This is a genomic window from Herbaspirillum sp. GCM10030257 (assembly GCF_042666555.1).
Lineage (GTDB): Bacteria > Pseudomonadota > Gammaproteobacteria > Burkholderiales > Burkholderiaceae_D > Noviherbaspirillum.
The window spans coordinates 302,948-316,992 of sequence record NZ_JBHTDH010000006.1; the positions used below are offsets into that span (position 1 = coordinate 302,948).

16 protein-coding genes are annotated in these 14,045 nt (G+C 55.8%); 8 read left to right on the forward strand and 8 right to left on the reverse strand.

What is annotated here, in order from left to right:
* Positions 1-7 precede the first annotated feature (7 nt).
* From ACFQUU_RS12270 to ACFQUU_RS12295, 6 genes are all read left to right on the forward strand, one after another.
* The gene (locus ACFQUU_RS12270; RefSeq protein ID WP_382247406.1) at positions 8-997 is read left to right on the forward strand and encodes an MDR family oxidoreductase; all 990 of its coding nucleotides are present in this window, start codon (positions 8-10) and stop codon (positions 995-997) included.
* Positions 984-1,598: an NTP transferase domain-containing protein gene (locus tag ACFQUU_RS12275; protein ID WP_382247408.1), complete on the forward strand. Its 615-nt coding sequence runs from the start codon at positions 984-986 to the stop codon at positions 1,596-1,598. The genes ACFQUU_RS12270 and ACFQUU_RS12275 overlap by 14 nt, the downstream gene beginning before the upstream one ends.
* A 95-nt stretch (positions 1,599-1,693) precedes the next feature.
* A complete protein-coding gene (locus ACFQUU_RS12280) occupies positions 1,694-2,152 on the forward strand; it encodes a DUF3429 domain-containing protein (protein ID WP_382247410.1) in 459 nt (152 codons plus the stop codon).
* A 7-nt stretch (positions 2,153-2,159) separates the two neighbouring features.
* The gene (locus ACFQUU_RS12285) at positions 2,160-3,953 is read left to right on the forward strand and encodes a M61 family metallopeptidase (RefSeq protein ID WP_382247412.1); all 1,794 of its coding nucleotides are present in this window, start codon (positions 2,160-2,162) and stop codon (positions 3,951-3,953) included.
* A gap of 280 nt (positions 3,954-4,233) precedes the next feature.
* Positions 4,234-4,446 (forward strand): DUF2945 domain-containing protein, encoded by a 213-nt coding sequence (locus tag ACFQUU_RS12290; RefSeq protein WP_382247414.1) that lies wholly within the window; start codon positions 4,234-4,236, stop codon positions 4,444-4,446.
* Between the two features lie 18 nt (positions 4,447-4,464).
* Positions 4,465-4,941 (forward strand): hypothetical protein, encoded by a 477-nt coding sequence (locus ACFQUU_RS12295; RefSeq protein WP_382247416.1) that lies wholly within the window; start codon positions 4,465-4,467, stop codon positions 4,939-4,941.
* Positions 4,942-5,068: 127 nt separating this feature from the next.
* Here ACFQUU_RS12295 and trpC read toward each other — a convergent pair whose 3' ends face one another.
* From trpC to rpe, 6 genes are all read right to left on the reverse strand, one after another.
* Entirely contained in the window at positions 5,069-5,869 is an 801-nt protein-coding gene (trpC, locus tag ACFQUU_RS12300) for an indole-3-glycerol phosphate synthase TrpC (protein ID WP_382247418.1), read from the reverse strand.
* A 33-nt stretch (positions 5,870-5,902) separates the two neighbouring features.
* Entirely contained in the window at positions 5,903-6,937 is a 1,035-nt protein-coding gene (gene trpD / locus ACFQUU_RS12305) for an anthranilate phosphoribosyltransferase (protein ID WP_382247420.1), read from the reverse strand.
* A gap of 84 nt (positions 6,938-7,021) precedes the next feature.
* Entirely contained in the window at positions 7,022-7,585 is a 564-nt protein-coding gene (locus ACFQUU_RS12310) for an anthranilate synthase component II (RefSeq protein ID WP_382247422.1), read from the reverse strand.
* 1 nt (position 7,586) lies between these two features.
* Entirely contained in the window at positions 7,587-9,083 is a 1,497-nt protein-coding gene (gene trpE, locus ACFQUU_RS12315; RefSeq protein WP_057289838.1) for an anthranilate synthase component I, read from the reverse strand.
* Positions 9,084-9,299: 216 nt separating this feature from the next.
* Positions 9,300-9,992: a phosphoglycolate phosphatase gene (locus ACFQUU_RS12320; protein ID WP_382247425.1), complete on the reverse strand. Its 693-nt coding sequence runs from the start codon at positions 9,990-9,992 to the stop codon at positions 9,300-9,302.
* Complete coding sequence (gene rpe, locus ACFQUU_RS12325; protein WP_382247427.1) at positions 9,989-10,654, reverse strand: ribulose-phosphate 3-epimerase; 666 nt, start codon at positions 10,652-10,654, stop codon at positions 9,989-9,991. Before rpe ends, ACFQUU_RS12320 begins: the two co-directional genes overlap by 4 nt.
* Before the next feature lie 149 nt (positions 10,655-10,803).
* On the opposite strand from rpe, the gene apaG reads away from it, so the two are divergent.
* A complete protein-coding gene (gene apaG / locus ACFQUU_RS12330; protein WP_382247429.1) occupies positions 10,804-11,178 on the forward strand; it encodes a Co2+/Mg2+ efflux protein ApaG in 375 nt (124 codons plus the stop codon).
* Position 11,179: 1 nt separating this feature from the next.
* Here apaG and ACFQUU_RS12335 read toward each other — a convergent pair whose 3' ends face one another.
* Positions 11,180-11,320, reverse strand: coding sequence for a hypothetical protein (locus ACFQUU_RS12335; protein ID WP_382247431.1), 141 nt, complete (start codon positions 11,318-11,320; stop codon positions 11,180-11,182).
* Positions 11,321-11,334: 14 nt separating this feature from the next.
* On the opposite strand from ACFQUU_RS12335, the gene ACFQUU_RS12340 reads away from it, so the two are divergent.
* Positions 11,335-12,558, forward strand: a complete 1,224-nt coding sequence (locus ACFQUU_RS12340; RefSeq protein ID WP_382247433.1) for a murein transglycosylase A — start codon at positions 11,335-11,337, stop codon at positions 12,556-12,558.
* A gap of 409 nt (positions 12,559-12,967) precedes the next feature.
* Here ACFQUU_RS12340 and ACFQUU_RS12345 read toward each other — a convergent pair whose 3' ends face one another.
* Complete coding sequence (locus tag ACFQUU_RS12345; protein ID WP_382247434.1) at positions 12,968-13,366, reverse strand: hypothetical protein; 399 nt, start codon at positions 13,364-13,366, stop codon at positions 12,968-12,970.
* Between the last annotated feature and the right edge of the window lie 679 nt (positions 13,367-14,045).

The window sequence follows — 14,045 nt, forward strand, 5'->3', positions numbered from 1 at the left end:
GACGCCCATGTTCAATGCAATTCTGCTCAACAAGAATGAAGACGGCACGACCGACGCTAAGCTGACCCAGATCGACGATGCACAGCTGCCAGCCGAAGGTGATGTCACGGTACGGGTCGATTATTCGACCATCAACTTCAAGGATGGACTGGCGATCACCGGCAAGTCCCCGGTGGTGCGCAAATGGCCCATGGTGCCGGGCATCGACGGTGCCGGCGAAGTGCTGGCGTCATCGCATCCGGACTGGAAGGCTGGCGACGCATTCATTCTGAACGGCTGGGGCGTCGGCGAAATGCATATGGGCTGCCTCGCCCAGCGCGCGAAGCTCAAGGGCGACTGGCTGATCCGCCGCCCTGAGGCCATATCTGCACGCCATGCGATGGCCATCGGCACAGCCGGTTATACCGCGATGCTATGCGCCATCGCCTTGCAGGAGCGTGGCGTTCACAAAGACAGCGGAGAGATTCTGGTGACCGGCGCTTCAGGCGGTGTCGGCAGTGTGGCAATTGCGATTCTTTCCGGCTGGGGATATCGAGTAATTGCATCGACCGGCAAGGCAGCTGAAGCCGATTACCTGAAAGCGCTGGGTGCAGTGGATATCATCGACCGAGCCGAATTGTCCGCGCCCGGTAAGCCCTTGCAGAAGGAGCGCTGGGCGGGTGTCGTCGATTCGGTCGGCTCGCATACGCTGGTGAATGCTTTGGCCCAGACGCGTTACGGCGGTGCGGTCGCCGCATGTGGTCTTGCACAAGGACTTGACCTCCCCGGCTCGGTGGCGCCCTTCATCTTGCGTGGCGTTAGCTTGCTTGGCATCGACAGCGTGATGGCGCCGAAAGAAAGGCGTATCGCTGCATGGGACCGTCTTGCGGCCGATCTGCCTGTCGCCAAGATCGAGCGGATCACAGAAGAGATCGGACTGGCCGACGCATTATCGAAAGCCCAAGATATCATCCAGGGCAAGGTTCGCGGTCGCCTGGTTGTTGATGTCAACCGCTGACGTGCAGAAATCAGGCGAAATTGTCGGCATCCTGCTGGCCGCCGGACGTGGCAGGCGTTTCGATCCAACCGGCGAAAAGGACAAACTCCAGCAGACGCTTCCCGACGGAACCATGGTGGCCGTCGCCGCGGCCAGACATCTTCTTGCCAGCCTGCCGGCGGTCGTTGCCGTGGTGCGTTCTAACAATCCAGAGTTGGCCTCACGTCTCGTGGAAAACGGATGTCGTGTGAGCTTGTGTGCGTCCGCAGATGACGGCATGGCCGTGTCACTGGTACACGCGCTATCCGAGGCAAGCGATGCCGGCGGCTGGATCATCGCACTGGGTGACATGCCATTTGTGTCGCCTGCCACCATCGCCGCATTGCATGCCGCGCTGAAGGATGGTGCCGGAATTGCGGTGCCGACCTGCGACGGTCGCCGTGGTAATCCTGTTGGTTTTTCACGCATCCATCTCGATGAACTGCTGCGCCTGCAAGGCGATGAGGGCGCGCGACGCCTGCTGGCACGCTGCGTTGTGACGGAAATCGAAACAGGCGATGCCGGTATCTTTCGTGATATCGATACCGCTCAGGATCTGGCAGTTTCCGCAGGCACGCAATGAACCAGCATGAAGATGGCAATGACTCCCGTGCTGATCATGCATGCAATCCCGTTACACTACGGGTTTGCCAATCTGGTGCACGCCGCCAAACCTGAATGAATACCCATTTCGTAAACAAGCGCGTTGCGCATCTGCTGGGCTATGCCGGCCTGATTCCTTTCGTCCTCCTGATGCTGGGATGCTGGCTCGCGCATCCTGACTGGCTTGGCGATTTCATTAAAGGCCAACTTGCGTATGGCATCGCGATCCTGTCCTTCCTGGGCGGCGTGCATTGGGGAGCGGTGATGGTATCGAGTGACCTGACCATGGAACAAACGCGAAAAGGCTTGGTCTGGGGTATTTTGCCGGCGCTCATCGCATGGTCATCGACCCTGATGGGTGGCTTTGGATTTGCGGTCCTGATGGCCGGACTGATTGGCGCTTACCAGGCCGACAAGCGCATGTCAGTCTGGTACGGCATGCCGGAGTGGTTTCTGCCGTTGCGGCTCAAGTTGACTTGCATCGTGGTTGCCAGCCTGGTGCTGACCGTCATCGCCGCGAACGTACGAGGATAAGAACCATATGAAGAATGCGATCAACTACACCATTGTTGCCACGGATCCGGTAGCGCATTTGTTTGAAGTGACATTGACCGTTGACCGGCCAGCACCCGAAGGCCAGATATTCTGGTTACCGGCATGGATTCCGGGCAGCTATATGATCCGCGAATTCGCGCGCAATATCGTGCATATCCGGGCTGAATCGAAGGCAGGCCCGGTCGCATTGACCAAGGTCGACAAACATACCTGGCTAGCTGCGCCTTGCGATGGTCGGATTGTGCTGACTTATGAAGTCTATGCGTGGGACTTGTCGGTGCGTGCGGCTCACCTCGATCAGACGCACGGTTTCTTCAATGGCACCAGTGTGTTCCTATGCGTCCAAGGGCAGGAGTACCTGCCGCATGTAGTTGATATCCGACGGCCCGAAGGCGATGAATACAAGCCATGGCGCGTCGCAACCGCACTGCCTGAACTGAAGGCTCGCCGCTATGGATTTGGCACTTACATTGCACAGAATTACGATGAACTGATCGATCATCCGGTTGAGCTGGGCACGTTTGAACTTGCCACTTTCAAGGCGCACGGCGTGCCGCACGATATCGTGATCACCGGACGTGTACCCAATCTCGATATGGCAAGGCTTGCGGTCGATCTGAAGAAAGTCTGCGAAGCGCAGATCGCGCTCTTCGAGCCGAAAACAAAACGCGCACCGATGGACCGTTATGTGTTCATGACCATGGTCGTCGGCGATGGATACGGCGGACTCGAACATCGTGCATCAACTGCGCTGATCTGTTCACGTGCCGATCTGCCGGTGATCGGGCAGAAGGAAACGAGCGATGGCTATCGCACTTACCTTGGTTTGTGCAGCCACGAGTACTTCCATACCTGGAACGTCAAACGTATCAAGCCCGCCGTGTTTGCGCCTTACGATTTACGCAGCGAAGGCTACACGTCGCTACTCTGGTTGTTCGAAGGTTTAACCAGCTATTACGATGACTTGATGCTGGTGCGTACTGGTCTGATGGACGAGCAACAGTATTTCAAGACGCTCGCGAAAACAGTCAACGGCGTGTTGCGGGGCAGTGGACGTACCAAGCAAAGCGTTGCCGAATCCAGCTTCGACGCATGGGTCAAGTATTATCGCCAGGATGAGAATGCACCGAATGCCATTGTCAGCTACTACCAGAAAGGCGCGCTGGTCGGACTCGGGCTGGACCTGACCATACGCGAACAGACCAATGGCAGAAAATCGCTCGACGATGTCATGCGTGCCCTATGGTTGCGGTATGGTCGTGATTTCGCTTCGATGGAGCAAGGCTTGGCCGAAGACGACGCCGAGGCGCTGTTTGAAGAAATAAGTGGTGTCAGGCTAAAGAAGTTTTTTGACCGCTATATCCGCGGCACGGAAGACCTGCCGCTCGACAAACTTCTGGCACCATTTGGTGTGACTGTCAGCGATAAGCGCAAGGATGCAAAGCTTGGCCTGGGCGTGCGTACCACGCGCGAAGGCAATGACTGCAAGCTGGCCAGTGTGTATGAAGGCGGTGCGGCGCACCAGGCAGGTTTGTCTGCCGGTGATCTGCTGGTGGCGCTCAACGGATTGCGTGTGACACCGACGAATCTGGACGCCTTGCTGTCGCGCTATCGTGCCGGCGATGTCGTCAGCATCCATGCTTTCCGACGGGACGAACTGATGGCCTTCAATGTGGTTCTCGTCCAGGATGACGCACCACAAGTAAGCTTTGTATCTCAGGAAAAACCTGCAGCCACTGTCCGCAAGCGAGCCAAATGGCTTTCTGTTCAAGCCGCGTAACAACATTCTGGCACCTGGCCGCCGCATGGTTTGCGGTCAAGGTCGCCATGAGCATTCTTTAACTTCCTCTGCTTCCGCAACGACTCCTAAGTTTTTGCAAACAAGCATTACTCAGGCTCGGTTCTCACAGAATTCGAAGACTCGTCCTATGGCATGCAACTTGCCATCTTCCCTTCACGTTGATGATATTTAAGGCAAAGCTCGCGGCATTTGCGTGGGGCGGTATGTGTATGCCCTACAAAACCGTGCGGTTTTTACCAGCACGATGAAAGGAGACAAGATGAGCAATACTCTCAGGAAAGGCGACAAGGTCGAATGGCATTCGTCCCAAGGCATGGTACATGGCACTGTGTTGAAAAAACTGACCGAACCGACCGACATCAAAGGCCATCATGTCGCTGCATCACCCGATGATCCGCAATACCTCGTACAGAGCGATAAGACCGGCGCCGAAGCGGCTCACAAGCCCGACGCGTTGAAAAAAGTGCATTGACGATCCGAGGAGAAGAGCATGAATCTGCAAACCAATAGCTTGCTCAGCAAATCATTGATTTCCGGCACCGTCGCCGGCGTTACCACCGCTCTCGCCGCGTCATTGGCAGGCAAGCGCGAAACCGCATCCTATGCCGCGCCGCTGAATGCGACCAGTCACATCGTCTGGGGCGAAAAGGCAGCGTGGCAGGACAAGCCTTCTATCAAGTACACGGTGATGGGGTTCTTGCTGAACCATGCCGCGACGGTGTTCTGGGCGTCAATTTATGAAAAATGGTTCGGGCCGCGCGCGGGGGATCTGCACAACTCTCCGCTGCGCCCGCTGATTGGTGCCGCCGTCGTCACGGCGGGGGCTTATGTAACGGATTACTATCTTGTGCCGAAACGCTTTACACCCGGTTATGAGAAAAGACTGTCGAATACCTCGTTGACGGGCATCTATGCGATGCTGGCGCTTGGCTTGGTGGCGCGCACACTGATAGAACGGCGACGTTAAGTCAAGTTCGGGAACTGGATTTTCGAGATGTATTCATCGAGCCGTATTCGATGAGTTGCATGGTGACGTTTTCCCATTCCAGGGTAGACGTCACCATGCGTGTGTTGCCGAAACAGCAGTACAGCGGTCAGAAGAATAAGCGCTGTAATTCCACGCCCGGATTCTCGGCACGCATGAACGCTTCGCCAACCAGAAAGGCGTTGACGTTGGCATCACGCATCTGCTTCACATTACCCGGTGTGAGAATGCCGGATTCGGTAACGATCAGTTTCTCTGGCGGAATGCGCGGCAACAGGCCGAGAGTGGTCTGCAACGACGTCTCGAACGTGCGCAGGTTGCGATTATTGATGCCGACCATGTTGGTCTTCAATCGCAGCGCCGCATCCAGTTCGGCGCCATCATGCACTTCGACCAGCACACCCATACCCAACTCATGGGCGCAGACTTCCAGTTCTGCCATCAGGCCATGATCCAGGGCGGCAACGATTAGCAGAATGCAGTCCGCACCCCAGGAACGTGCTTCATAGACCTGATAGAGATCGACCATGAAGTCCTTGCGCAAGGCCGGAATGGAGCACGCTGCGCGGGCTTGCTGCAAATATTCCGGTGCGCCCTGGAAGAACTGCACATCGGTCAGGACCGACAGGCAGGCTGCGCCATGCTCGGCATAGCTTGCGGCAATGTCCGCAGGTTTGAAATCGGCACGCAGCACGCCTTTCGATGGTGATGCCTTCTTGACTTCGGCAATCACGCCAGGTTGGCCGGCAGCAGTCTTCGCGCGCAGGCTGGCCTCGAAGCCGCGCAAGGACTGGCGTGCTTCTGTATTGCTTTCGACATCGCGCCGCAGGCTCGCGAAATCGCGGTATTTTTTAGCGGCGGCGACTTCGTCCGCTTTGACATCAAGGATTTTGTTGAGGATATCGGACATGATCTGTGGCTGAAATAAAAGCAGAGGCAGCGCTCAGGCAGTGCCAAGCTGTTGGGTCACCTGAATGAATTGCTCCAGCTTGCTGCGCGCCGCACCCGATGCCAGCACTTCGCGCGCTTTCGTCAAGCCATCGCCGATCGAAGGAACGGTACCCGCCGCATACAGCGCAGTGCCTGCGTTGAGCACAACGATGTCACGCACCGGCCCTGGCGTGTTATCGAGGGCTTCCAGAATTTTCAATTTCGATTCTGCCGCACCCGACACCTTGAGATTGCGGCTTGCCACCATCTGCAGACCGAAGTCTTCCGGGTGGATTTCATATTCGCGTACTTCACCGTTGACGAGTTCGCCGACCATCGTGCCTGCTCCGAGCGAGACCTCGTCCATGTTGTCACGCCCCCAGACCACAATCGCATGCTGTGCGCCCAGACGTTGCAGCACCCGTACCTGAATGCCAACCAGATCGGGATGGAACACCCCCATCAGGATGTTGGGGGCACCGGCCGGATTGGTGAGCGGGCCGAGAATATTGAAAATTGTGCGTACACCGAGTTCCTTGCGCACTGGGGCCGCATGCTTCATCGCCGCATGATGGTTGGGCGCGAACATGAAGCCAATACCGGTTTCTTCGATAGACTGGGCGACCTGCTCGGGCTTCAGATTGATGTTGACACCAAGCGCTTCCAGCACATCTGCGCTGCCCGATGAGGATGACACGCTGCGTCCGCCATGCTTAGCCACGCGCGCACCGGCCGCGGCGGCGACAAACATCGAGGCCGTTGAGATATTGAAGGTATGCGCGCCGTCACCGCCCGTGCCAACGATATCGAGCAAATTCTCGGTATTGCGCGCCGGTACCTTGGTGGCGAATTCGCGCATGACCTGAGCAGCAGCAGCGATTTCGCCAATCGTTTCCTTTTTGACGCGCAAACCCATGGTCAGCGCCGCGACCATGACCGGCGACATCTCACCGCTCATGATCCTGCGGAACAGGGACAGCATCTCGTCATGGAATATTTCGCGATGCTCAATGCAGCGTAATAGCGCTTCTTGTGGGGTGATCGGCATGACGACCTCTTCAGAGTGTTCAGAGTATTCGTTTCAATCCTTCCCATCCAGCGGACGGGAAGGGAAGGAGAGCAAGGGTTTCGACTAACGTGTCAGAAAGTTCTTCAGCAAGGCGTGGCCGTGTTCGGACAGGATGGATTCTGGATGGAATTGCACCCCTTCGATATCGAATTCCTTGTGGCGCACACCCATGATTTCACCGTCGTCGGTCCAGGCTGTCACTTCCAGACAGTCCGGCAGCGACTCGCGTTCGATGGCCAGGGAGTGATAGCGGATCACGGTGTAGGGATTGGGGAGGTCCTTGAAGACACCAACGCCCGTGTGGTGAATCACCGAAGTCTTGCCATGCATGACCTGCTTGGCGCGCACTACCTTGCCGCCGAATGCTGCGCCGATTCCCTGGTGTCCTAGGCACACCCCTAGAATGGGCAGCTTGCCCGCAAACTCCTTCATCACCGGCACCGAAACGCCGGCTTCATTCGGTGTGCAGGGTCCAGGCGAAATGCAGATGCGGTCCGGCTTCATCGCTGCAATCTGCTCAAGCGTAATTTCGTCATTGCGAAAAGTGCGTACATCCTCACCAAGCTCACCGAAGTACTGGACCAGGTTAAAGGTGAAGGAGTCGTAGTTATCAATCATCAGCAACATATCAGAGCTCCCCGTCCAGTCCGTCCTGTACCTGCTCGGCGGCGCGCAGCACGGCGCGCGCCTTGTTTTCTGTTTCCTGCCATTCCATCTCGGGTATCGAGTCAGCGACCACCCCGGCAGCTGCCTGCACATAGAGTGTGCCGTCCTTGATTACGCCGGTACGGATCGCGATTGCCAGATCCATTTCGCCGCCGAACGACAAGTACCCGCAAGCGCCGCCGTAGATGCCGCGCTTGGTCGGTTCAAGTTCGTCGATGATTTCCATGGCACGTACCTTCGGTGCGCCGGACAAGGTGCCAGCGGGAAAGGTTGCCTTCATGACGTCGAGGTTGGACAACTCCGGCTTCAGCGTGCCTTCGACGTTGGAAACAATATGCTGTACGTGCGAATACTTTTCGATGACCAGCTTGTCGGTCACCTGCACGCTACCGGTTTCGGCGATGCGGCCGATGTCGTTGCGGGCAAGATCGATCAGCATCACATGCTCCGCAATCTCTTTCGGATCAGCCAGCAATTCCTTGGCGAGTTGCGCGTCTTTCTCCGGTGTCGCACCGCGTGGGCGCGTGCCGGCCAGGGGGCGTATGGTTACCTTGCGCTTGCCATCGTTGGTCTGCTCATTGCGTACCAGAATTTCCGGCGATGCGCCGACAATCTGCATGTCGCCGAAATTATAGAAGTACATGTAGGGCGAAGGATTCAGCGAGCGCAGGGCGCGGTACAGCGACAGCGGCGAATCGACATAGGATTTCTTGAGGCGCTGGCCGATCTGTACCTGCATCAAGTCGCCGGCCATGATGTATTCCTTGGCCTGCTCGACTGCCCTGATGTAGTCGTCCTTGGCAAATTCGCGGACTGTATCGGTACGCACCGATGCCGAGGTCACCGGTGCATCGACCGCGCGGCGCAACATGGCGCGCAGGTCTTTGAGGCGCTGGCGCGCGCGCGAGTAGGCTTCGGGCTGCGTCGGATCGGCATAGACGATCAGATAGAGTTTGCCGGACAGGTTGTCGATGACAGCCAGTTCTTCGGTGACCAGTAACTGGATGTCCGGTAATCCCAGATCATCCTTCGGCGCCGAATTGGCGAGTCGTTTTTCAATGTGGCGCACGGCATCGTAACCGAAATAGCCGGCCAGGCCGCCGCAGAAACGCGGCATGCCGGGACGGATTGCCGCCTTGTAGCGCGACTGGAATTCGGTAATGAATTCGAGTGGATTACCTTCGTGGGATTCGATGACCTTGCCGTCCTTGACGACTTCGGTCCTGGTGCCGTAGCTGCGCATCAGCGTGGATGCCGGCAGGCCAATAAAGGAATAGCGTCCGAAGCGTTCGCCCCCGACCACTGATTCAAGCAGGAAGGTATTGCGCCCCGCGTTCTGGGTCTGCGCCAGTTTCAGGTACAGCGTCAGCGGTGTTTCGAGGTCTGCAAATGCCTCGGCAATCAGCGGAATACGGTTGTAGCCTTGCGTGGCAAGCGATTTGAATTCGAGTTCAGTCATGTTTCTCTCCGGGCGCTATTGTAGAACGAGAGTTCAATAGCGGGGGTGATAGTGCAAAAAACGTTGCCGACCATGCAAGCTCAGGGTGTGAGAGGTCAGCGGCGATCGGGGTCAGTTGGACCAGGATTGCCAGCGTCGCCACAGCCAGGCCTCAAATTGGCCTGGTGAGGTTGCGTTACGTTTTTTGCCGAGAAACATTATGTTATGTTTGCAGTTTTATGCAGAAATAAGTGTCGCCGCGTCAAGCAGCGTTGGAACTATACCATCGGAATCTACCTCATGTATAGATTCGCCATGATTGTACCCATAAGGTACGTTCAGGACACGGCAACCGGCTGCACGAGCGGCTTGCGCATCGTTGGACGAGTCGCCAATCGCTACCACTTCTTCCGGGCGCAAGCCAAAATCCTTGCACACCGTCAGCAGCGGCAGCGGGTCCGGTTTCTTTTTCGGGAGCGAGTCGCCACCATAGACAAGTTCGAAGTATCCACGCAGGCCGGTCCTTTCCAGCAGCGGCACGGCAAAAGCGATCGGCTTGTTGGTCACGCAAGCCAGACGCAGGCCTTTTGCTTTGAGCGCGTCCAGCCCTTCGCGTACTCCGGGATACAGCTTCGAATAATCACCATTGATGGCGAGATAGTGGCGCTGATAGGACGCAAGCGCCTGGGGAAAATGGATATCCACTTCGTCAGGTCCGTAATCCACGGCCAGCACGCGCCGCATCAGATTTTCCGTTCCCTTGCCGACAAAATGCGTGATCGTCTCGATATCCAGCGGACCAAGGCCGAGGTCACTGCGCATGCGATTGACCGCCACCAGGAAGTCCGGTGCCGTATGAATCATGGTGCCGTCGAGATCCACGATGGCGGCACGAATGCCGCGCAATATCAGGTGTTCCGGTGCGTTCATACTTGCGCGAGTTTAGTCCGCATGGCGTCGATTACAGTCTTGTAATCGGGCTTCCCGAAGATTGCAGAGCCAGCCACGAAAGTATCTGCGCCGGCGCGGGCGGCCTCGGCAATATTCTCGATCTTGATCCCACCGTCCACCTCAAGCATGATGTCACGGCCGGATTCGTCGATGCGGCGGCGTACCTCGGTAATCTTCTTCAGTGCTTCAGGAATAAAAGACTGGCCGCCGAAACCTGGATTGACCGACATGATGAGGATGATGTCCAGTTTATCCATCACATGGTCGAGATAATGCAGCGGCGTTGCAGGATTGAATACCAGCCCGGCCTTGCATCCGTTATCGCGGATCAGTTGCAGAGAACGATCAATATGCTCTGATCCCTCCGGATGGAAGGTAATGATATTGGCACCTGCCTTGGCAAAGTCCGGGATAATGCGGTCGACCGGCTTGACCATCAGGTGCACATCGATCGGCACCTGGACGTGCGGGCGGATCGCTTCGCACACCAGCGGGCCGATGGTCAGGTTGGGAACGTAATGGTTATCCATCACGTCGAAATGGATGATGTCGGCACCGGCGGCAACGACATTGCGGACTTCTTCGCCCAGGCGGGCAAAATCGGCGGATAGAATACTGGGAGCGATACGGTAAGTGGCCATGACAAGCAAGTTTGAGAAGGATGCGCTATTTTACCCGTTCACCTGATTGCGACGTGTTGTCACTTTCCTTGATCGGATGAGCAATACACTGAATACTCCCGACTGCTGCCTTTTGCAGTGACATACTGACAAGAACAACAAGGAATACCATGGCTGCCTATCAATTTACCGTGTCTGTCCGTACCCAGTATCTTGCCGAACAATCCGACCCGGATCGCTCGAATTATGTTTTTGCCTATACGATCACGATCAGAAACACCGGCGATGTCACCGCGCAGCTGATTTCACGGCATTGGATCATCGTCGACGCCAATAATCGCGTGGAAGAGGTAAAGGGTCTTGGTGTAGTTGGTCATCAACCGCTCCTGGCGCCGGGGGCACAATTCGAGTACACCAGCGGCACCGCGCTCGCCACACCGCAGGGTTCGATGAAGGGAAGTTACTTCTGCGTTGCTGAAGACGGCACGCAGTTTGAAGCCGCTGTTCCGGAATTCATCTTGTCATTGCCACGCACGCTGCACTGATTTACTGTTGCGCATCGTCCTTGCGTGGCAAGGGTTTCGACGGTGGCGGCTGATCCGGCTTGCGACCGTGGAACATGGTCCACCATACAATAAACACGAGCAGGAAGAGCGCAACACCCGCTTCAAGCATTAACAGCCACATTTTTTCATTCCTCAATGTCAGTTATTCGCCCAAGTTTACTCGCATCCGCCGTTACAGTCGCTCTCGCGCTGGCGGCATGTACCTCTGTTCCTCCACAACAGCAAGCCTCTAAGCCGCCGGTAGTTGCTATGCCTGGTAGCATACCGCCGGTTGATGCAAAGCCGGCGGACGGGCCAAAGGAGGTTCTTCGACCGGCGACGTTTACAGCGCTGCCGGGCTGGAAAAATGACAATCTGCGTGAAGCATGGCCTGCGTTTTTGACATCGTGCGAGGTGCTTGTAAAGCGCGCGGAATGGAAAGAGCCCTGCACAATTGCCCGCGATGTCAATGCAGGTAGCGAAGGTGCAATCCGGACGTTTTTCGAAGCCTTTTTCACGCCATACCAGGTTATTAATACTGATGGTTCGGACAACGGCCTGGTAACCGGCTACTACGAGCCGCTGTTGCAAGGCGCGCGCAAACGGGGCGGGGTTTACCAGACTCCACTGCATCGGGCGCCGGAAGATATGCTGACGATCGACTTGACGAGCGTGTACCCTGAATTGAAAGGAATGCGCTTACGTGGGCGGGTAGTTGGTAATAAAGTCATGCCTTATCTGTCGCGCGCCGAAATGCTACAGAATGGCAGCCTGAGCGGCAAGGAACTGCTCTGGGTCGACGATCCAGTCGAGGCATTTTTCCTGCAGGTGCAAGGCTCCGGGCGCGTGCAACTAACCGATACCAAGGAAACGGTACGTGTCGCATTTGCCGATCAGAATGGCCATCCTTACAAGTCCATCGGGCGGTATCTCGTCGATAAGGGCGAGCTCACGCTTGACCAGGCATCGGCGCAAAGTATCAAGGCCTGGTATGCCGCCAATCCGGCGCGTCAACAGGAATTATTAAATGCGAATCCAAGCTACGTTTTCTTTCGGGAAGAAAAGCTAAACGATGCTTCGAAAGGGCCAAAGGGAGCGATGGGCTTACCTTTAACGCCTCAACGCTCTATCGCAATCGATCCGCAAGCAATTCCTCTTGGCGTTCCCGTCTTTTTATCGACTACCCAGCCAGGAAGCGACGTGCCGATGCAACGGCTCGTATTAGCGCAGGATACCGGTGGGGCAATCAAAGGCGGGGTCAGGGCTGACTTCTTTTGGGGCTTTGGAAAACAAGCCGGTGAAAAAGCAGGAAGAATGAAACAGCGCGGCACCATGTGGATACTTATGCCAAAGTTGGCAACAGTTACACGCTTTCGCTGAGCCGAGGCTGAGACAATTCTGAACGTATTTTCAATTGGAATTACTGCCATCGTCCGCTAGCATGAACTAGTAGCAACAACTATGTTGTCCGCAATAGCCATGCGGCAAAAGAAAGATGAAGCGCTGGCAATGCGATCTAGGTCTTTTGGCAATGATATTGAGCTTCCGCTTGACAATCGACGCTCAATGTCATTGCCTTTTCACCGTGCCCATGCTCATGTACACCTCGAAGCATCCACGCATATTGCCGGTCCGGAGGCCGCTCGATAACGGCCTAACTCGTTACCGAACCTTCATGGTCCTCGGTGGAGTTATCCCTATCCAGCAGCCTTCGCCAGAAATTCATCACAGCGGACGGGAAGCTTAACTTCATAGATTCTCCGAGTAGTCATCCTAGTCAACACCTATCTTAATGTGGAACATCAGAGCCTGATTCCGCCGTAAGAAGCGCATTAGGTCCGCCATAGGCATCTGCTTGGTCGTGCGAACTTGTGAAAGCGAAGTCCATGGCGGCCATGTGGAATGTCAGCCAATGGGGCAGTACATACTGTACGACTTCGCGACCTTCCGAAATCCCGCCGGCCATGATGCGGGAATGGAGGTGGTGCAAAGCGCTTAAGGCGCGCGCATGCTCCTCAACATGCATCAAAAGTGATGGACATTGCGTCTCTTCCAGCCATGCCTCCTCTTGCCGAAACGAGTGTTCCAGTTTGGAAACAAAATTATGGAAAGCATCAGCAAACCGCAAATCCTCTACGGCCGACAACTCCTCGAGCGCTTGAGAAAGCTCGCAATGCAAACGATCCATGGCAAATACTCCGGAATGCGCTATTGATAATGGACTCGAATTTCTATCCACTTTATGACGGGAATTACAGGCTTCAACTAGAAGAGAGATCAACCTACTTCGTCTCATAAGCACATAGAGACGAAGTGCGTTGGACGTGCGTATCAATCAGTATGGCGGAAGCAAAATGTTCCGCATCTATAAAGGTATCGAGACGACTATTGCCTCAAACCGTAGTCCGTCGGACAACCAATCAAGCGTAGCAACAACATGATGCTACGTCGCGTGACATGAGGAGCTTTGATCGTCGTCAACGATAGCCAGCAGAGGCAAGTAACCGAAGGACACGCCAACGCGCTTCACGAGAAAGCTGCAAGCTAAGCGCAGCCATTGATGTCTCCAAAAATCTTGCCTGGGGCCCTTGACCTAAGCTGTCAAACGCTCCATAATCTCGCCTCTTTGGTGCACGAAATGGAGCGATTCGCGTGCGGCTTGCAAGATCGAAAACTCTTGTAAAAAGAAGCAGTTAGGCGAACAGCTACAGTGTAAAAAGCTTGACGCAAAACAGAATAAGCTTCATAATCTCGTTTCTCTGCTGGCTGACAAACACAACGATTTGACGGCGGGTACGGTAGATGGAAATCTGCGGTACGGGCAGGATGGTTCTTTAACAAATAACAGCCGATAAGTGTGGGCGCTT

Excerpts from the sequence above, each read along its gene's own strand:
- ACFQUU_RS12320 (WP_382247425.1), bottom strand. The coding sequence starts at position 9,992 with ATGAACGCACCGGAACACCTGATATTGCGCGGCATTCGTGCCGCCATC.
- ACFQUU_RS12290 (WP_382247414.1), top strand. The coding sequence starts at position 4,234 with ATGAGCAATACTCTCAGGAAAGGCGACAAGGTCGAATGGCATTCGTCC.
- ACFQUU_RS12310 (WP_382247422.1), bottom strand. The coding sequence starts at position 7,585 with ATGTTGCTGATGATTGATAACTACGACTCCTTCACCTTTAACCTGGTC.
- ACFQUU_RS12335 (WP_382247431.1), bottom strand. The coding sequence starts at position 11,320 with ATGTGGCTGTTAATGCTTGAAGCGGGTGTTGCGCTCTTCCTGCTCGTG.
- ACFQUU_RS12285 (WP_382247412.1), top strand. The coding sequence starts at position 2,160 with ATGAAGAATGCGATCAACTACACCATTGTTGCCACGGATCCGGTAGCG.
- apaG (WP_382247429.1), top strand. The coding sequence starts at position 10,804 with ATGGCTGCCTATCAATTTACCGTGTCTGTCCGTACCCAGTATCTTGCC.
- ACFQUU_RS12270 (WP_382247406.1), top strand. The coding sequence starts at position 8 with ATGTTCAATGCAATTCTGCTCAACAAGAATGAAGACGGCACGACCGAC.
- ACFQUU_RS12345 (WP_382247434.1), bottom strand. The coding sequence starts at position 13,366 with ATGGATCGTTTGCATTGCGAGCTTTCTCAAGCGCTCGAGGAGTTGTCG.
- ACFQUU_RS12280 (WP_382247410.1), top strand. The coding sequence starts at position 1,694 with ATGAATACCCATTTCGTAAACAAGCGCGTTGCGCATCTGCTGGGCTAT.
- ACFQUU_RS12295 (WP_382247416.1), top strand. The coding sequence starts at position 4,465 with ATGAATCTGCAAACCAATAGCTTGCTCAGCAAATCATTGATTTCCGGC.
- trpD (WP_382247420.1), bottom strand. The coding sequence starts at position 6,937 with ATGCCGATCACCCCACAAGAAGCGCTATTACGCTGCATTGAGCATCGC.
- rpe (WP_382247427.1), bottom strand. The coding sequence starts at position 10,654 with ATGGCCACTTACCGTATCGCTCCCAGTATTCTATCCGCCGATTTTGCC.
- trpE (WP_057289838.1), bottom strand. The coding sequence starts at position 9,083 with ATGACTGAACTCGAATTCAAATCGCTTGCCACGCAAGGCTACAACCGT.
- trpC (WP_382247418.1), bottom strand. The coding sequence starts at position 5,869 with ATGTCCGATATCCTCAACAAAATCCTTGATGTCAAAGCGGACGAAGTC.
- ACFQUU_RS12275 (WP_382247408.1), top strand. The coding sequence starts at position 984 with ATGTCAACCGCTGACGTGCAGAAATCAGGCGAAATTGTCGGCATCCTG.
- ACFQUU_RS12340 (WP_382247433.1), top strand. The coding sequence starts at position 11,335 with ATGTCAGTTATTCGCCCAAGTTTACTCGCATCCGCCGTTACAGTCGCT.